General features: G+C 66.1%; 14 protein-coding genes. 7 read left to right on the forward strand and 7 right to left on the reverse strand.

Features of this window, described 5'->3' with window-relative positions:
- Nucleotides 1-36: 36 nt before the first annotated feature.
- Genes LQK81_RS17760 through LQK81_RS17780 form a run of 5 tightly spaced genes read right to left on the reverse strand, consistent with a single transcriptional unit; the run spans nucleotide 37 to nucleotide 4,137 of the window.
- Complete coding sequence (locus LQK81_RS17760) at nucleotides 37-747, reverse strand: fumarylacetoacetate hydrolase family protein (protein ID WP_230807705.1); 711 nt, start codon at nucleotides 745-747, stop codon at nucleotides 37-39.
- The gene (locus LQK81_RS17765) at nucleotides 747-1,499 is read right to left on the reverse strand and encodes an ABC transporter permease (protein ID WP_230807706.1); all 753 of its coding nucleotides are present in this window, start codon (nucleotides 1,497-1,499) and stop codon (nucleotides 747-749) included. Before LQK81_RS17765 ends, LQK81_RS17760 begins: the two co-directional genes overlap by 1 nt.
- Before the next feature lie 6 nt (nucleotides 1,500-1,505).
- Nucleotides 1,506-2,303, reverse strand: coding sequence for an ABC transporter ATP-binding protein (locus LQK81_RS17770; protein WP_230807707.1), 798 nt, complete (start codon nucleotides 2,301-2,303; stop codon nucleotides 1,506-1,508).
- A gap of 1 nt (nucleotide 2,304) precedes the next feature.
- Nucleotides 2,305-3,147, reverse strand: a complete 843-nt coding sequence (locus LQK81_RS17775; RefSeq protein WP_230807708.1) for an ABC transporter permease — start codon at nucleotides 3,145-3,147, stop codon at nucleotides 2,305-2,307.
- Nucleotides 3,148-4,137, reverse strand: a complete 990-nt coding sequence (locus LQK81_RS17780) for an ABC transporter substrate-binding protein (protein WP_230807709.1) — start codon at nucleotides 4,135-4,137, stop codon at nucleotides 3,148-3,150. It abuts the gene before it with no gap.
- Nucleotides 4,138-4,385: 248 nt separating this feature from the next.
- Between LQK81_RS17780 and LQK81_RS17785 the strand changes: the two genes are divergently transcribed.
- A complete protein-coding gene (locus tag LQK81_RS17785; protein WP_230807710.1) occupies nucleotides 4,386-5,060 on the forward strand; it encodes a FadR/GntR family transcriptional regulator in 675 nt (224 codons plus the stop codon).
- Between the two features lie 120 nt (nucleotides 5,061-5,180).
- Here the strand turns inward: LQK81_RS17785 and LQK81_RS17790 are convergent, their stop codons facing one another.
- Nucleotides 5,181-7,313, reverse strand: coding sequence for a methyl-accepting chemotaxis protein (locus LQK81_RS17790; protein WP_230807711.1), 2,133 nt, complete (start codon nucleotides 7,311-7,313; stop codon nucleotides 5,181-5,183).
- A 243-nt stretch (nucleotides 7,314-7,556) separates the two neighbouring features.
- Here LQK81_RS17790 and LQK81_RS17795 point away from each other — a divergent pair, with 243 nt between their 5' ends.
- The 6 genes from LQK81_RS17795 to LQK81_RS17820 all read left to right on the forward strand — a co-directional run bounded on the left by LQK81_RS17795 (nucleotide 7,557) and on the right by LQK81_RS17820 (nucleotide 15,670).
- Nucleotides 7,557-9,386 carry a sensor histidine kinase gene (locus tag LQK81_RS17795; protein WP_230807712.1) on the forward strand — a complete coding sequence of 610 codons (1,830 nt, stop codon included), beginning with the start codon at nucleotides 7,557-7,559 and terminating at the stop codon, nucleotides 9,384-9,386.
- The gene (locus LQK81_RS17800) at nucleotides 9,383-10,729 is read left to right on the forward strand and encodes a sigma-54-dependent transcriptional regulator (protein WP_230807713.1); all 1,347 of its coding nucleotides are present in this window, start codon (nucleotides 9,383-9,385) and stop codon (nucleotides 10,727-10,729) included. Before LQK81_RS17795 ends, LQK81_RS17800 begins: the two co-directional genes overlap by 4 nt.
- Before the next feature lie 218 nt (nucleotides 10,730-10,947).
- Nucleotides 10,948-11,931 carry a tripartite tricarboxylate transporter substrate-binding protein gene (locus LQK81_RS17805; RefSeq protein WP_230807714.1) on the forward strand — a complete coding sequence of 328 codons (984 nt, stop codon included), beginning with the start codon at nucleotides 10,948-10,950 and terminating at the stop codon, nucleotides 11,929-11,931.
- Nucleotides 11,932-12,109: 178 nt separating this feature from the next.
- Nucleotides 12,110-12,571, forward strand: coding sequence for a tripartite tricarboxylate transporter TctB family protein (locus tag LQK81_RS17810; protein ID WP_230807715.1), 462 nt, complete (start codon nucleotides 12,110-12,112; stop codon nucleotides 12,569-12,571).
- Between the two features lie 9 nt (nucleotides 12,572-12,580).
- Nucleotides 12,581-14,086, forward strand: coding sequence for a tripartite tricarboxylate transporter permease (locus tag LQK81_RS17815; protein ID WP_230807716.1), 1,506 nt, complete (start codon nucleotides 12,581-12,583; stop codon nucleotides 14,084-14,086).
- 210 nt (nucleotides 14,087-14,296) lie between these two features.
- Nucleotides 14,297-15,670 (forward strand): amidase, encoded by a 1,374-nt coding sequence (locus LQK81_RS17820; RefSeq protein WP_230807717.1) that lies wholly within the window; start codon nucleotides 14,297-14,299, stop codon nucleotides 15,668-15,670.
- Between the two features lie 30 nt (nucleotides 15,671-15,700).
- Here LQK81_RS17820 and LQK81_RS17825 read toward each other — a convergent pair whose 3' ends face one another.
- The gene (locus tag LQK81_RS17825; protein ID WP_230807718.1) at nucleotides 15,701-17,419 is read right to left on the reverse strand and encodes a glycerol-3-phosphate dehydrogenase/oxidase; all 1,719 of its coding nucleotides are present in this window, start codon (nucleotides 17,417-17,419) and stop codon (nucleotides 15,701-15,703) included.
- Nucleotides 17,420-17,453 lie beyond the last annotated feature (34 nt).

The following is a 17,453-nucleotide window of genomic DNA, read 5'->3' on the forward strand; positions in this document are numbered from 1 at the left end:
ACGGTGGACGGGCGCGCCGGAGCGCGCCCGAAGCATTCAGGCAACCTTGAAGGTGATTTCGTCGACGCCGTCCACATGGGCGACCATCACGTCGCCCCGGACGATGCCGCCGACGCCGGCGGGCGTGCCGGCGAAGATCAGGTCGCCGGGCTGAAGCGTGAACAGCTTCGACAGGTAGGAAATCATCTCCGGCACCTTCCAGATCATCTGGTTGAGGTCGCCGCTCTGGCGAAGCTCGCCGTTGACCTTGCACCAGAGCGCGCCCTCGGTCGGATGCCCGATCTTCTCGACCGGGTGCAGCGGGCCGCAAGGGGCCGACGCCTCGAAGGCCTTGCCGGTTTCCCAGGGGCGGCCGAGCTTCTTGGCCTCGCCCTGCAGGTCGCGCCGGGTCATGTCGAGGCCGACGGCATAGCCATAGACGCAGTCGAGCGCCTTATCGAGCGGGATGTTGTCGCCGCCGCTCTTCAACGCCACGACGAGTTCGGCCTCGTGGTGGACGTCGTTGCTCTCCGAGGGGTATGGGAAATCGTTGCCGGGCAGGACCAGGGTGTCGGGGTTCTTCTGGAAGAAGAACGGCGGCTCCTTGTTCGGGTCGTGGCCCATCTCGATCGCGTGGTCGGCGAAATTCCGGCCGACGCAGTAGATGCGGTGCACCGGGAAGAGCGCCTGGCTGCCTGCGACCGGCAGGGTGGGAACGGGCGCCGGCTTGAAGACGTATGCGGCGTTGATGGTGGTCATGTCGTTCATTATCGCGCTCCTGCGTAATATTCGATTCGTTTTTCAAAGTGTTCCACGACCGCGGACAGAAGCATGGCTGCCGCGAAGAGGATGATTGTCAGAGCCCAGAACCGCTCCATGTCGAAGCTGCGGGAATAGAGCTCGAAGAGTTCGCCGTAACCGATGATGGAGACGAGGATCTGGCCGATCACCACGCCCTTGACCCCGCGGATCAGCCCGATGCGGATGCCCGCGAGGATCTCGGGAAGGGCGGAGAGCAGGATGATCTTGGTGAAGATCGTGAAGCGCGAGGCGCCGTAGCAGCGTCCCATCTCGATCAGCGAGGGCGGCACCTGCATGACGCCGGCGCGGGCGTCGAGTACGATGATCCAGACGGCGAACAGGAAGACGGTGACGAACACCGTCGTCTCGCCGAGCCCGAACAGGATCATCAGGATCGGAACCAGGGCCGACAGCGGCGCGCTGACGAACATGTTCACCCACAGGCCGAAGATGTTGTCGACGACCTTGAACCGTCCCATGGCCACCCCGAGCGGCACGCCGACGGCGATCGCCAGCGTCATGCCGAGGGCAAACGAACGGAGCGTGATCAGCGTGGCGTTCTGCCACGAGCCCGTCTGCACCAGCCCGAAGCCGGCGGCGATCACCGAGGTCATCGGCGGGATCAGGAAGATGACGTCCATCCTGCCGACGATTTCCCAGACCAGCGCCCAGAAGATCAGCGAGGTCATCATCGGAATTTTGATGCCGAAGAGTTTCATGGCGCCTCACTCCGCATATTGCCTGAGGCCCTGCCAGATCTCCTCGACCACATCGAGATAGCCCTTGTCACGCCGGATCACGTCCGGTGCGGCGGAGCGGTCGATGGCGGGCTCGATGATCTGGGAGACGCGGCCGGGACGCGGCGACAAGAGCACGATCCGGTCGGAGACGTAGACGGCTTCCTCGATGGAATGGGTGACGAACAGGAAGGTCTTGCGCTCCTTGTCGACCAGGCGGAGCAGGTCTTCCTGGAACTTGCGCCGGTTCTGTTCGTCGACGGCGGAGAACGGCTCGTCCAGGAGCAGCACGTCGGCGTTCACCGAGAACGCCCGGGCGATGCCGACGCGCTGGCGCATGCCGCCGGACAGTTCGTGCGGATACTTCTCCTCGAAGCCGGACAGGCCGACCTCGTTGATATAGTGCCTTGCGATCCTGTGGCGCTCAGCCTGCGGCATGCCCTTTAGCTCGAGGCCGAAGGCGACGTTGCGCAGCACGGTCGCCCAGGGCATCAGCGCGAAATCCTGGAAGACGAAGGCGCGCTCCGGCCCGGGGCCGGTCACGACCCTGCCATTGATGCGGATCTGGCCGGAGGTCGCCGGCACGAGGCCCGCGATGATCTTCAGAAGCGTGGTCTTGCCGCAGCCGGACGGGCCGAGCAGGGTGGTCAGCTTGCCGCGTTCGAAATCGAGGTTGATACCGCGAAGGGCCTCGATATCGCCGTAGCGCTTGCAGATGTCGCGCACTTCGACGATGGCGTCCGGCGTGGCGTTGTCGGCCGTCCGCAGGGGGATGGGATTGGCCATGTCACTTTCTCCTCTTTTCGGGACGCAGGAAGCGCAATTCGACATATTGCAGGGCTGCGAGCGTCAGCGTCGACACGGCGATGATGGATGCCACGGCCGCGTACATGTGGGCGTAGTTGGCGACCGAGCGGTGATAGGTAATGAGGTCGCCGATGCCGGTGGGGGTGATCAGGAGTTCGGCGAGCATGACGCCGATGAAGCCGGCGGCGATGCCGAGCCGAAGGCCGGCGAACAGCACCGGCGTCGCATCGGGAATGACGATCTTGAAGATCTGCTGCATGCGCGTGCCCTGGAACGAGCGGCACATGTCGACCAGCGACGGATTGACGTGGCGGACGGCCTTGTACGAGTTGAGCACGATCACCGGCAGCGCCAGCATGATCACCGCCAGCGTCTTGGCGACGAGGCCGATGCCGTAGACGAAGGTGACGAGCGGCACGAGCGCGGCCATGGGGGCCGCCTGGAGCACGATGAAGACGGGGGCCAGCAGCCATTCGGCCTTGTCGGAAAGCCCCATGACGATGCCGATGCCGATCCCGAGGACGGCCGAGATGGCGACGCCGAGAAGAAGCGGCTGGAAGGTGATGAAATAGGCGGGCAGCAGCGTGCCGTCGAGCGCCATCTCGATCAGGGCCGACAGCGTCTCGAAGAACGTCGGAAAGGCGAAGCTGATCGGCACCCGGCCGGCGATTTCCCATGCGGTGAACAGGATTGCGAGCGACACGGCGACCCAGAAGGATTTCCGGCGCCGGGCGAAGTCGGCGAGCGCTTCGACGATGCTGGAGGAGCCGCTGCCGGCTCCTCCCGTCGCGCTCACCTTTTGCGGTGAAGCGGCCATGTGCATCTACTTGGTTCCAGTCTTGGCGAGCACCGCGTCCAGCGCGGTGAGATCCCAGAAGTCCTCGACTTTCAGGTCCTCGGCCTTGCCTTCCAGCGCGCCCGAGATGGTGTAGAAGTCGAAGTCGTCGCGCGCCGCGTCGGTGCCGCCGCCGTTGAGCGGAAGCGTTGCGGCGACCTCGGTGAAGTAGGGCTCGATGTCGGCGACCATTTCCGGCGTGGCGTCGGGCAGGAGCTTGTACTTGTCACGGAGCGCGATGGCCGCCTTGGGGTCCGCCGCGACCTCGCGCCAGGTGGTGAGGATGCTCTCGACGAGGATCTCGACGTCCTTCTTGTTCTTTTCCAGATAGTCGGTGTTGGCAAAAAGCGCCTCGTCCGTCGCGCTGACCTCTCCCAGCGGCAGGAAGATGAACTTGCCGGGGGCCTCCTTTTCCAGAATGCGCTTGCCGGACGAGTCCACGATCGTCGCCTTGACGTTGCCCTGCAGCAGCGCACCGGTCCGCACTTCGGCGCCCGGCACATAGGAGATGTTGGAATAGGTGATGCCGTTCTTGTCGGCCATCAGTCTCATGATCGCTTCCGTGCCGGAGCCGCGGGAGTGAACCGCGACCTCCTGGCCGTCCAGGTCCTTCCACTCCTTGTAGGCCTCGGAATTGACGACCGGGTAGAACTGCAGCTTGGAGAGCTGCATGAAGATGCGGATCGGCGCCTTGACCTTCTGCAGCAGCGCATAGGGGCCGCCGACGCCGATGTCGGCCTGGCCGCTGACGACGGCCTGGGCGGCGATGTCCTCGCTCTTCAGGAAGGTGACCTGGACGTCGACGCCCTTTTCCTTCGCCCGCTCGAGCGCGGCGAGAAGGTGCAGGGATTCGACGGTGGCGATATCGCCGAAGGCGACGCGCATGGGATCGGCAAGCGCCCATCCCGGGATTGCGGTGGCAAGGCAGAAAGCGGCGGCAGCCGCCGACGCCCTCATTCGTCTGGCAAACATGTTCATATTCGTTCCTCCCAGAAATCGGGCTCCTCGACCCAATCTGGAACCAATTCTTCATTAATATCGAATTGTGTCAACGGGGAAGTGTTGCTGCACGGCAGCATCGTAGTGTCCGGGACAGCCTGAATGACTCGTAAGTATATGAATTTAATTATAGAAATAAAATTCGATTTCAGCGTTGCCGATTGCGTTGACAGGTACGGCGATGTTTCTTATAACCAAAACCAATTCAAGATTGGTTTGGCGAAAACATGATCGAAATCACCGATGCGGCAGTTCTGACGAGATTGCGCGATTTCCTGGCCACGACGGACCTGCCCGACGACGGGCGACTTCCGCCCGAGCGGGAGCTGGCGCAGTCGCTCGAGGTCGGGCGGGGCGCCTTGCGAAAGGCGCTGGCGACCCTCCAGTCGGAGGGCGTCGTCTGGCGGCATGTCGGCAAGGGTACCTTCACCGGCGAACGGCCGATCGATACGGTCGCCGACGTCAATGCCATGGTCCAGCGGACCAATCCGCTCGAGGTCATGGGCGCGCGCATCGCCTTCGAGCCGGAGGTGGCCCGCTGCGCCGCCCTCTATGCGACGGCGGGCCAGGTCGCGGAGATGCGCAACTGCATGCTGAAGGCGCAGCAGGCGCCGACCTGGCGCCAGTACGAGCAATGGGACAACAAGCTGCACCGGACGATCGGCGAGGCGTCGCAGAATTCGCTGCTGCTCGGCCTGCTCGATACGCTGAACGCCGTCCGCCGGGCCGTGACCTGGGGGCGGTTACGCGACACACCGCTGCGCCCACCGGCCGACCACCACAGCTTCGAGGAACACGCCCGCATCGTGGCCGCGATCGCCGACCGCGACGGTGCCGGCGCCGCCGACGCCATGCGCAGGCATCTGCGCAGCGTCGAAAGCCATATGCGCGACCGTCTCTGACGGGCGCGATCCGGGAAGCGGCGACGGCCCCGGAACGACGCAAGGCTCACCGCAGCGCGGCGAGCCTTGTCACAAAGAGCCTTGTGATGGCCGGTGGAGCCGATCGCCCCCCTCGGCCGCCTAAGCCGCCCGGCGTCCGGATGTTTCGCGCTGTCCGGACGGGGAGACGACGTTCCCGCCGAGGCGGAACTGCTCGACGTGTTCCTTCAGGCGCGCCGCTTCCATGGCAAGCGTCGCACCGGCGGCGTTGCTTTCCTCCACCATCGCTGCGTTCTGCTGGGTGACCTGGTCCATCTGGTTGACGGCGGTGTTCACCTCGCTGAGCCCGACGGACTGTTCGCGCGCCGAGGTGGCGATGGCGTCCATGTGCTGGTTGATCGTGACGATATAGCCTTCGATCGTCTTCAACGCCTCGCCGGTCTCGCTGACGAGCTGCACACCGTTCTCCACCTCGCCGGAGGAATTCCGGATGAGGTCCTTGATCTCCTTGGCCGCCTGGGCGGAACGCTGGGCGAGTTCGCGGACCTCCTGCGCGACGACCGCGAAGCCCTTGCCTGCCTCGCCGGCGCGTGCCGCCTCGACGCCGGCATTGAGTGCGAGCAGGTTGGTCTGGAAGGCGATCTCGTCGATGACCCCGATGATGTTCGAGATCTGGTTCGACGATTGCTCGATGCGGCTCATCGCATCGACGGCGTTGGCTACGACAGTGCCCGATTGCCGCGCGCTTTCGTTCGCGTGGATCGCGACGGCGCGGGCTTCCTCGGCGCGCTTGGTGGAGCTGGTGACGTTCGCGGTGATCTCGTCCAGCGCGGCCGCGGTCTGTTCGAGGGAAGCCGCCTGCTGCTCGGTGCGCCGGGAGAGATCGTCGGCGCTGTGGCTGATCTCGCGCGAGCCGCTGTCGATCGAGTTCGTGGCGTTCGCCACCGCCGTCAAGGTCTGCCGCAGCTGTTCGACGGCCCGGTTGTAGTCGGCGCGCAGGCTTTCGAAATCGGCGGCGAAGGGTTCGTCGAGCTGGAAGCTCAGGTCGCCCGACGCCAGGTGCTTCAGCCCCGTGGCGAGACCGTTCGTCGCCTGGGACATCACGGCGGAGCGGTCCTGCTCCTTCGCTGCCGTCATCCGCCGCTCGTCGTCGGTGCGTTCGCGCTGCTCCTGCGCATCCCGCTCCAGCTCGCGCGTCCGGACCGCGTTGTCCTTGAAGACCTGGACCGTATTCGCCATCGCGCCCAGTTCGTCGCGACGATCGCGACCTTCGACGACGGCATCGAGATTGCCTTCTGCGAGTTCCGTCATCGTGCCGTTCAGGCGACGGATGACGTTCCCCAGCCTGCGGGCGAAGAGGAAGAAGGCGGCCAGCGCCAGGAGCGCGGTCACGGCTGCCGCAAGCAGCGACATGGTGAGCGCGGAGCGGCCGCTGGCGACCATCGCCGTGACGTCCGATGCGGCCTCGATCAGGCCGATCGTCTCGCCGGAGAAATTGACCAGCGGCGTCGCCGTCACGAACAGGGTGCGATCGCCGGCATAGGCGTACCGGCCCGGCGCGGTTCCCTGCGCCATGGCCTGCAGTTCCTCGATCGCCACGAGCGGCTCGCCCTCATAGGTCGCAGCCTGTCGCTGGAGCGCGCCGTCCTTGGCGACGTAGACTGAGAACGCGCCGTTGATCCTCTCGGCAAGGCGGCTGAAATAGTCGACGGTCAACTGCGTGCCGACGTCGGCCGACCCGATGGCGGTCGTGCCGTCCATGACGGGTGCCGTTCCGAAGATGGCGATGCCGGCCTTGCCGGGCTCGATGCCGGAGGTCGGCTTTGCTTCGGCGACCGCCGTCTCGATGCCCTTGCGCCGGCCCTTGTTGTTGTCGCCGGCCTTTTCCGGATCGTGGACGCGCGCGATCACCGTGCTGCCGGCATCCGCGAAGCCGATGGACTGGACGTCGCCGCGGGCCTTCAGTTGCGCGAAGCCGGTCTCGAGCGTCCTGACGATGCCTTCGCGGTCGCGCGTCTTCATCATCTCGATGATGGTCGGCTGCCCGGCCACGGCGACCGCAAGGCCGAGATTGGCGCGTTGCTGGGCGTCGATGCTGGAAAGAAGGACGCTGAGGTCGTTTTTCGACTCGTCCTTCACCGCCTGCTCGATGAGGCTGACCTGCCTATGCCAGCCGATGCCCCCGATCACGCTGCTCGCAAACAGGACCGCGGCGAAACCGCATCCCGTGACGACCATCCAGAGCGGTCGGGCGACCTTCGTTTCCGTCTTCACTGCACAAACCCCTTCCCATGTTGCATTCTGCATACAGTATTCCCCGCGGAGGTTAGGGCTTGCTTAACTCGTGACACTAATTGTCCCACTCTCGGCAACTAAGGGTAGGCTGTCGCCTCGCCGCCCATCGGTCTTTCGCCCACAACGACAGGCCTACTCGTCTCTTGGAAAATGCGGCATTGCTCTCTAGACTTCGCCCCCGCGGCGGGAGGCCGCGGCGAGGGAGGGAGGAGCCCGCGTTTCGTGAAGCAGCGTTTTCGTATCCTTGTCTGGCTCGTGCTCCTGCCGGCCGTCCTCTATGCGGTGATCGTGCCGGGCGGAGCGCTCGCGACCCGCAGCTACATGGACGAAGCATCGCTGCAGGCGGGTTCGGCGCTTCGCCTTGCCGCTTCGGCGCTGCGGGGGCACCTGAGCCGCTACGAGCCCCTGCCGGCGCTGATCGCCGATCACGAGGACATCAAGCACCTGATCAGCGACCCCGACGACAGGACGCTGCGCCAGGCGGCCAACGCCTACCTCAAGGACATCAACGGCCTGCTGGAATCCTCGGACATCTATGTGATGAAGATGGACGGCGACACGATCGCCGCCAGCAATTTCGACGGGCCGAAGAGCTTCGTCGGGCAGAACTTCAGCTACCGGCCCTATTTCCAGGACGCGGCCAGGGGCGGGCAGTCGCGCTTTTACGCGCTCGGCACGACGTCGCTGAAGCGCGGCTACTATTTTGCCTCGCCGATCCGCGTGGACGGGGAGATCCGCGGCGTCATCGTCTTCAAGGTCGACATCGATACCATCGAGGCCAACTGGCAGGGCGGCGAGTACAAGATCTTCGTCTCCGACCCGGAAGGCATCATCTTCATGACCGGCAGCCCGGAATGGCTCTATTCGGCCATCCTGCCGCTGACGCCGGAGCGGCTCGAACGAACCCAGGCCTCGCGCCGCTATGCCGAAGCGGTGCTGAAACCGCTGCCCTTTCACGCGAACGAGACGACGGGGCACCGGCTGATCACCCTTGCCGACGGCGGCGCTGCGCGCGAATACCTGGCGCTGTCCCAGTACATGCCCGAGGCCGACTGGACCGTCAGCGTCCTGATGGACACGAGTTCGGTGCGCACCCAGACCCGCACGATGCTGATCGCGGTGCTCCTGTTTCTGGGCCTGGCGGGGCTTGCGGTCGCGATCGTGATCCAGCGGCGCGCCCGGGCGCAGGAGCGCATGCGCATGCAGATCGAGGCGCGCAACGAGCTGGAGCATCGGGTGGAGCAGCGCACCGCCGATCTGGCGCGCGTCAACCGGCGCATCGAACTGGAGATCGCCGAGCGCCGGATGACCGAGCAGAAGCTGCGCGAGACCCAGGCCGATCTCATCCAGGCAGGCAAGCTCGCTGGCCTCGGCCAGATGTCGGCGGCGCTGTCGCACGAACTGAACCAGCCGCTGGCGGCGGCCAAGACCTACGCAGACAGTGCGGTGATGCTGATCGACCGCAACCGTGTCGACGAAGCCCGCGACAATGTCCGGCGCATCTCCGGCCTGATCGACCGCATGGCCTCGATCAGCCGGCACCTGCGGAACTTTGCCCGCAAGCCCAACGAGAAACTCGGTCCGGTCGCGCTCTCGGCCGTGATGACGGATACGCTGGAGATCGTCGCCGCCCGCCTGAAGTCCGCCGATGCGACCCTTCTGATCGATCTCGGAGAGACGCCCGCCGTGGTCCATGCCGGCTCGGTGCGGCTGCAGCAGGTGCTCGTCAACATCATCACCAATGCCGCCGACGCGGTCGAGGGACTGTCGGACCGTCGCATCCACATCGATGCCGTGCGCAGCGGCGGCAGGGTGGCGATCACCATCCGCGATCACGGGCCGGGCGTGCCCGCGGCGATCGTGGAACGCATCTTCGACCCCTTCTTCACCACAAAGGGCGTCGGCCGTGGCCTCGGGCTCGGCCTTTCGATTTCCTACAACATCGTCAAGGACTTCGGCGGCAGCCTCTCGGTTTCCAACCCGCCCGACGGGGGCGCCGAATTCTGCATCGTGCTCGACGCCGCTCCAGCCCTCAGCGAGGCCGCCGAATGAGCGCAAGCCGCATCCTCCTCATCGACGACGAAGAGGAAATGCGCCGTTCCTCGGCGCAGGCGCTGGGCCTGTTCGGGCTGGACGTGGTCACTTTCGCCAATGCGGAGCCGGTGCTCGAGCGCGTGGGCTACGGGTTTGACGGCGTGGTGGTCAGCGATATCCGCATGCCGGGAATGGACGGCATGACGCTGCTGCAGCGGATCCGCGAAATGGATGCCGAACTCCCGGTGATCCTCGTCAGCGGGCATGCGGACGTGCAGCTCGCCGTCACCGCCATGCGCGCCGGCGTCTACGACTTCGTCGAAAAGCCGTTCACCGCCCAGCAACTCGCGGCCATCATCCGGCGCGCGCTGGACAGGCGCAGCCTCGTTCTGGAAAACCGCCGGCTGCGCGCGGTCGCCGGCAAGCGCGACGATGTCGAGGCACGGCTGCCGGGACGCACCCAGGTGATGGTGGACCTGCGCTATCGCCTGCGCGCGATCGGCGCGACCGACGCCGATACGCTGATCATCGGCGATACCGGCGTCGGCAAGGAAGTCGTGGCGCGGGCTTTGCACGACATCAGCGCCCGCGCCGACAGGCCGTTGATCGCCATCAACTGCGCGGCCCTGCCGGAAAACCTGATCGAGAGTGAGCTGTTCGGCCACGAAGCCGGCGCCTTCCCGGGGGCGCTGCGTCCGCGCTACGGCAAGTTCGAGCACGGGCGCGGCGGAACCATCCTGCTCGACGAGATCGGCTCGATGCCGATCGAACTGCAGGCGAAATTCCTGCGGGTGCTGCAGGAGCGGGTGATCACGCGGCTCGGCTCGAACGAGCCGGTGCCGCTCGACGTGCGCTTCATCGCGACGAGCAAGGTGAACCTCGAAGGCGAGGTGGCGGCAGGCCGCTTCCGCGCCGATCTCCTCTACCGGCTCAACGTCGCGACCCTGCACGTACCGTCGCTCGCCCAGCGCCGGGCCGACGTCCCCCTTCTCTTCCTCCAGCTTGTCCGCGAGGCCGCCGCCCGCTACGGCCGCAGCGACATCGAGGTACCGCCGGAGACGGTGACGGAGATCGCCGGGCGCAGTTGGCCGGGCAACGTGCGCGAGTTGCGCAACGCTGCCGACCGGTTGGTGCTCGGCCTCGAGCCGCAGCGGGAGGACGGCGTCGAACAGAGCCAGAGGCTATCGGACAAGGTCGCCGCCTATGAACGGAGCCTCATCGCCAGCGCGCTTTCTGCCCATGGCGGCAGCCTGCGCCCGGTCTATGAAATGCTGGGGATCTCGCGCAAGACGCTCTACGAGAAGATGCAGAAGCACGGCCTCGACAAGAACATTCGCGCCGATGGAGGCGACTATGCCTGATGGCGTCCGCGCCTGAGCGGTTTGCAATGGGTGGAAATCCACCCATTGCAGGACCCGTTTGTCCCCGGTCCCACACATGAAGCGATACATGCCTTAAGATTTTCGCATGACGGCACGGGCTGGTCGGTTGTCCCATGGGGCGGCTGTCCCACAGTTTCCGCATCCATGACCGGGGCGGAGGGAGCCGCGCCGGCAGGCCAATATCGGGGAGGATCGCAATGAAGGTATTGAACACCGTATTCGGCATGACGGCAGCCGCCGCCATCGCCCTCATTTCCACGTCGGCATCCGCGCAGACCTATCCGGACCGGACGATCACCATGGTCGTTCCCTTCTCCGCCGGCGGTCCGACCGACACCGTGGCGCGCCTCGTCGCCGAATCCATGTCCAAGGACCTCGGCCAACAGATCGTCGTCGAAAACGTCGGCGGCGCCGGCGGCACGCTCGGTGCCGGCCGCGTCGCACAGGCCGATCCGGACGGCTATACCATGCTGCTGCACCATATCGGCATGGCGACGAGCGCCACGCTCTACCGCAAGCTCGCCTACGATACGCTGAACGCCTTCGAATATGTCGGCCTCGTCACCGACGTGCCGATGACGATCGTCGCCCGCAAGGACTTCGAACCGACCGACCTCAAGGGCCTCGTCGAATACGTCAAGGCCAACAAGGACACCGTCACCGTCGCCAATGCCGGCATCGGCGCCGCCTCGCACCTGTGCGGGATGTTGCTGATGAGCGCGATCGACACGCCGCTCACCACGGTTCCCTACAAGGGCACGGGTCCGGCCATGACCGACCTGCTCGGCGGCCAGGTCGACATCATGTGCGACCAGACCACCAATACGACGAAGCAGATCCAGGGCGGAACGATCAAGGCCTATGCGGTGACCTCGCCGGAGCGCCTGGAAGTGCTGCCGGAGATCCCGACCGCGGCCGAAGGCGGGCTGGCCGATTTCCAGGTCGGCATCTGGCATGGCGTCTACGTCCCGAAGGGCACGCCTGCGGAGATCGGCGAACGCCTGTCGAAGTCGCTGCAGGTGGCACTGAAGGATCCGAACGTCGTCGCCCGTTTCGGCGAACTCGGCACGGTTCCCTCGCCGGAAGCCGATGCGACGCCGGCAGCCCTCAAGGCCAAGCTCGAGAGCGAGATCGCCCGCTGGAAGCCGGTGATCGAGGCGGCCGGCCAGTACGCCGACTGACGCTGTTCTGCACATGGCCGCCCGCGAGACCTGCGGGCGGCCATGCCGCATCCGGCGCCAGGATGAACCGATCGCCGCAGCAAGGCTGCGGGCGCCGATGGAGAATTCTGCAGGCCGCCGCGTCGGACTGTCCGAAACCGGCGGCACATGGCGGTCGCGGCCGCGCCCAGGGGGAAACATGAGATCATTGACATTCGACAGCGCCAACGCGCTCTGCGGCGCGCTCTTCATCGGGCTGGGCGGCTTCTTCATCTATCAGAGCCTGGACCTCGAGATCGGCACCGCGCTGCGGATGGGACCCGGCTATTTCCCGCTGGTGCTGGCCGTCATCCTCACCCTTCTCGGCGCAGTCATTCTCGTGCAGTCGACGCGGGTGGAGGGCGAGCCCTTCGGGCCGATCGCGCTGCGCGGCATAGCCTTCATCCTGCCCGCGCCGATCTTTTTCGGGCTGACGGTGCGGGGCTTGGGCTTCGTCCCCTCGCTGTTCCTCATCGCCCTGATCGCCGCCTTCGCCTCGGCGAGAATGAAAGCGCCGATGGCGGTCGTTCTCGCGATCTCGATCACCCTCTTTTCCGTGGTCGTCTTCAGCTATGCGCTCGGCCTGCCCTTCCAGCGCTTCGGCCCCTGGGTCCGGTTCTAGGAGACGCACATGGATCTCTTCAGCAATCTCGCGCTGGGCTTCTACACGGCCGCCTCGCCTGAAAACCTTCTCTTCTGCCTGATCGGCGTGCTGCTCGGAACGCTGATCGGCGTGCTGCCGGGGATCGGCGCGACGGCGACGATCGCCATGCTCCTGCCGATCACCTTCCAGCTCGAGCCCGTCTCCTCGCTGATCATGCTGGCCGGCATCTACTACGGCGCGCAGTACGGTGGCTCGACCACGGCGATCCTCATCAACATGCCGGGCGAATCGTCCTCCGCCGTCACCGCCATCGACGGCTACCAGATGGCACGGAAGGGCAGGGCGGGTGCCGCCCTTTCGATCGCGGCGCTCGGCTCCTTCTTCGCCGGCACGGTCTCCACCTTCCTGGTGGCGATCTTCGCCATCCCGCTGACGGTGATCGCGCTGAAATTCGGCGCGGCCGAGTATTTCTCGCTGATGGTCGTCGGCCTCGTGTCCTCGGTGGCGCTCGCGCACGGCTCGATCGTCAAGGCACTGGCGATGGTCACCCTCGGGCTGCTGCTCGGTCTCGTCGGCACCGACATCTATACCGGCACGCCGCGCTTCACCCTCGGCATCCGCGAATATGCCGACGGGCTGAATTTCGTCGCCGTCGCCGTCGGCGTCTTCGGCATCGCGGAGATCCTGCGCAACCTGGAAGGCGAGAAGACTCGCACCGTGCTGATGGCGAAGGTCAGCGGCCTGTGGCCGACGCGCAACGACTTCAAGCGCATGTTCGGCCCCGTCTTGCGCGGCACGGCGATCGGCTCGGCGCTCGGCATCCTTCCGGGCGGCGGCGCCATCCTCGCGGCGTTTGCCTCCTACACGGTGGAGAAGCGCATTTCGGACACGCCGCAGGAGTTCGGGCAGGGCGCGATCGCAGGCGTGGCAGGGCCGGAATCGGCCAACAATGCCGGCGCGCAGACCTCGTTCATTCCGCTTCTGACCCTGGGCATCCCGGCCAATCCGGTCATGGCGCTGATGGTCGGCGCGATGATCATCCAGGGGATCGTGCCGGGTCCGAACGTCGCCGCCGAGCAGCCCGCCCTCTTCTGGGGCATCATCGCCTCGATGTGGATCGGCAACCTGATGCTCGTGGTCCTCAACCTGCCGCTGATCGGCCTCTGGGTGAAGCTGCTCACCATCCCCTACTACGTGCTGTTTCCGATCATCATGGCCTTCTGCTCGATCGGGGTCTACAGCGTCAATTCCAACGTCTACGACCTCTATGCGGTCGCGTTCTTCGGTTTCGTCGGCTACGTGCTGGTCAAGCTGCGCTGCGAGCCGGCGCCGCTGCTCCTGGGCTTCGTGCTCGGGCCGCTGCTCGAGGAGAACCTGCGCCGCGCCATGATCCTGTCGCGCGGCGACCCGACCACCTTCGTCACCCGCCCGATCAGCGCCATCCTGCTCCTGATCGCGCTGGCCGTGCTCGTGGTGGTGTTCCTGCCTTCGGTGAAGGCAAAGCGCGAGGAGGTCTTCCAGGAAGAGGACTGATGCTATGCCTCGTCCGGCAACGGCACGTCGCTGCAATGCTTGTCCTCCGTGTTTGCGGTTGACGAATCCGGCCTCAGACTGTTGAACGCTGCTTGTGTTCCTGGTGCGGGACCGGGACCGAACTTGGTCATACGGAGCTCCGCGCGCCGGCGAACACGATTGCCATCTGCGCCGCCGGCCGCCCGGTGGCGGTCAGGAGAGGACGGGGAGATGACGAGGAACACCGGCCAGTCGATTGCGACCCTTTCGGCCCGCATCCAGACGGGGGCGCTGGATCCCGTCGCCCTGGCCGAGGAGACGCTCGACGCCATCGGCGGCTACGGGGACGGATCGGTCTTCGTGACCGTGACGCGGGAGCGGGCGCTGGAAGAAGCCGGCGCGGCCTCGCGGCGTGTTCGCGACGGCCGGTCGCTCGGCCTTCTCGACGGCATCCCCGTCGCCTGGAAGGACCTGTTCGATCTTGCAGGTCTTGCGACGACGGCGGGCTCGACGGTGCTGGCTTCCGCCGAACCCGCCACCTGCGATGCGGCCGTCGTCGGCGCACTGAAGGCTGCGGGCATGGTCGCGGTCGGTCGCGTCAACATGAGCGAATTCGCCTTCTCGGGCCTCGGCATCAATCCGCATTACGGCACGCCGCGCAATCCGGCCTCGGAGGATGTCGCCCGCCTGCCGGGGGGCTCTTCGTCCGGCTCGGGCGTCGCCGTCGCGGCTGGCCTCGTCCCGGTCTCGATCGGCACGGACACCGGCGGCTCCGTGCGCATCCCGGCCGCCTTCAACGGCATCGTCGGCTACAAGGCGACGCGCGGACGCTACGACATGCGGGGCGTGTTTCCGTTGGCCGGCAGCCTCGATTCGCTGGGGCCGCTCTGCCGGACCGTGCAGGACGCGGTCTGGATCGATGCGGCGATGCGGGGACGGACCGCTTCCGAGGTGGTGCGGGGGAGCGTTCGCGGACTGTCGCTGGTGGTGCCGGAAACCGTGGTGTTCGACGATATCGAGGACGGCCTCGCGTCTGCGTTCGAACAGGCGCTGGAACGGCTGTCCCGGGCGGGGGCGAAGATCCGCCGTCAGGCCTTTCCCGTCTTCCCGGAGATCTTCCAGCTGGCGGCGAAAAACGGCGCCCTTGTCACGGCCGAAGCCTTTGCCCTACATGCGGCGCGCCTTGCCGGACCCGAGGCCGCAGACATGGATCCGCGCGTCGTCGTTCGCACGCGGCTGGGCGAGAAGATCACCGTGGCCGGCTACATCGAGATCCTGCGGACGCGGGAACGGCTGATGACCGAATTCGCAGCCGGCATCGGCCCCGGCGAACTGATCGTGTCGCCGACGGTGCCGCACGTCGCCCCGCCCATTGCGCCGCTGATCGAGGACGACGCGCTGTTCTTCAGGACGAACGGGCAGACCCTGCGCAATCCGTCGATCGGCAATTTCCTCGACTGGTGTGCCGTCTCGATCCCGTGCGGTGCGGGCGATGCCGGCATGCCGGTCGGGTTCCAGATCGCGGCGCTGGCCCATGAAGACCTGCGCCTACTTTCCGCAGCGCTTGCCGCGGAAGACGTGATCCGGGGCGTTGATATCCGGTAGGTCGGCGGCGGGCGGCGAAGGTGTAGGCGATCAGGTCGCCGGTTCCAGTTGCAGTTTCAGGCCGTGATAACGCTCGAGCGTCCGGACGATGTCTGCGCGTTCTTCGGCCCTGCGTTCCGTGTCCCACCCGAGTGCGGCACCGGCGACCGCGGCGATCGCCGCCAGATCGGCGGCGGTCAGGGCGCCCTGGATCGCCAGCGTCGTCCTCCGCAACACGATATCGCCCAGGTGCTCGACGAATTCGTTGCGCGCGATCCAGTCGATCTCGGCAAGGCTGTAGCCGGTCGCGTCCGGCAACCGTTCCAGATCGGAATACGGGGATCGATGTGACAGGATGGAGCGCGCTGTGGTTCCGTAGCGCGACAGCAGCTCCTCCACCCTTTCCTGCGGGTGGCCCGTCTTGGACGCGACCTCTCTTGCCCATTCGGTCCGTTCCGCCGGACCGGAGGGAAAGTCCTGGCCGCCGCCGATCGCGAGGTCGCGGGTGGACCTGCCGCGCGGGCGCTGCAGTCGCTTGAGGATCGTGTCGGCTACCTCCTCCGCAAAGCCGCGGAACGTCGTCCACTTGCCGCCGACGAGCGAGATGATGGCGAAGGGCCGGTCCGCTTCGGGCTCCAGCACCGGCGCGGAATGGTCCCGGCTGATGAGGCCGGGCGCGGAGGCGTCGGAGGCCGGCAGGGGTCTTATGCCGCTGTAGCTGTAGACGACCTGGTCGCGGCTGAAGGAAAGGGCGGGAAGCAGCGAAGCGAGGCTTTCCAGGAAGTAGGCCGTTTCGGTTTCCTCGCAACGGACATTGTCGGGATCGTCGCTGGGAATGTCGGTCGAGCCTACGAGCGCCAAGCCGAGATAGTCGTAGACGAGGCAGATGCGCCCGTCGTCGGCCTCGAAATAGATCATGTGGCCGTTGAGGCTCTTCACCAGTTCCGGATGGTCGAGCAGGATGTGGGATCCCTTGGTTCCGCCGATCAGATGAGAGGGCGTGCCGAGCGTCTCGTTCACGCGGTCGATCCAGGGACCGGCGGCGTTCACGACGAGCCTGGGACGGACGGACAGCGTGCTGCCATCAGGGCGCCGGAAATCCAGGTTGCCGTCCTTCGACGACAGGAGCGTCGTGAAATTCAGCGCCGCCGCGTTCGGGTTCGCATCAATTCCGTCGGTGACCAGTTCGTAGACAAGTCGTTCCGGCCGGCTGATCTTCGCATCGTAGTAGATGCCGCCGGCGACGATGTCGGGCGTGACCTTCGGCATTTCGGCAAGCGCGCGCCGGCGCAGGAGCAGCCGGTGGCGCGGCATCACCTGATTGCGCGAGCCGTAGAAATCGTAGAGCGCCAGCCCGATCTTGACGAGCACCGCGCCGCGGCTGCGCGGCGCGGTGGTCGAGCCGAAAAGCGTGCGAAGGGCAGCCCAGATCCCGCGCGTCCAGGAGAAGACCGGGATGAAAGTCGGCAGCGGCGTGACGCAGTGCGGCGCGTTCTTCAGGAGCAGGTTGCGCTCCAGCGTCGACTGGGCCACCAGCCCGAACTCGCCGGTCTCCAGATACTTCAGGCCGCCATGGATGAGGCGAGATGGTGCAGCACTCGTGCCGGAGCCGAAGTCGGCCTTGTCGACGATCAGGCAGCTGACGCCCTGCAGGCTGAGGTCGCGGAAGAGCCCCGCGCCGTTGACGCCGGCGCCCAGGATGACGACGTCGACGCCGTCCTCGGCCAGTTTCGAAAGGCGCAGGTCCATGTCGGCGGCGGTCTCGGTCATTTCGGATATTCCAGGTCTTCAGGCATGGGACGGG

The sequence above is a fragment of the Rhizobium sp. GN54 genome (assembly GCF_021026345.1).
GTDB lineage: Bacteria > Pseudomonadota > Alphaproteobacteria > Rhizobiales > Rhizobiaceae > Mycoplana.

What these genes read in the sequence shown, in the direction of transcription:
- LQK81_RS17820 (WP_230807717.1), top strand. Translation starts at nt 14,297, where the DNA reads ATGACGAGGAACACCGGCCAGTCGATTGCGACCCTTTCGGCCCGCATC.
- LQK81_RS17815 (WP_230807716.1), top strand. Translation starts at nt 12,581, where the DNA reads ATGGATCTCTTCAGCAATCTCGCGCTGGGCTTCTACACGGCCGCCTCG.
- LQK81_RS17770 (WP_230807707.1), bottom strand. Translation starts at nt 2,303, where the DNA reads ATGGCCAATCCCATCCCCCTGCGGACGGCCGACAACGCCACGCCGGAC.
- LQK81_RS17825 (WP_230807718.1), bottom strand. Translation starts at nt 17,419, where the DNA reads ATGACCGAGACCGCCGCCGACATGGACCTGCGCCTTTCGAAACTGGCC.
- LQK81_RS17785 (WP_230807710.1), top strand. Translation starts at nt 4,386, where the DNA reads ATGATCGAAATCACCGATGCGGCAGTTCTGACGAGATTGCGCGATTTC.
- LQK81_RS17810 (WP_230807715.1), top strand. Translation starts at nt 12,110, where the DNA reads ATGAGATCATTGACATTCGACAGCGCCAACGCGCTCTGCGGCGCGCTC.
- LQK81_RS17780 (WP_230807709.1), bottom strand. Translation starts at nt 4,137, where the DNA reads ATGAACATGTTTGCCAGACGAATGAGGGCGTCGGCGGCTGCCGCCGCT.
- LQK81_RS17800 (WP_230807713.1), top strand. Translation starts at nt 9,383, where the DNA reads ATGAGCGCAAGCCGCATCCTCCTCATCGACGACGAAGAGGAAATGCGC.
- LQK81_RS17775 (WP_230807708.1), bottom strand. Translation starts at nt 3,147, where the DNA reads ATGCACATGGCCGCTTCACCGCAAAAGGTGAGCGCGACGGGAGGAGCC.
- LQK81_RS17760 (WP_230807705.1), bottom strand. Translation starts at nt 747, where the DNA reads ATGAACGACATGACCACCATCAACGCCGCATACGTCTTCAAGCCGGCG.
- LQK81_RS17805 (WP_230807714.1), top strand. Translation starts at nt 10,948, where the DNA reads ATGAAGGTATTGAACACCGTATTCGGCATGACGGCAGCCGCCGCCATC.
- LQK81_RS17765 (WP_230807706.1), bottom strand. Translation starts at nt 1,499, where the DNA reads ATGAAACTCTTCGGCATCAAAATTCCGATGATGACCTCGCTGATCTTC.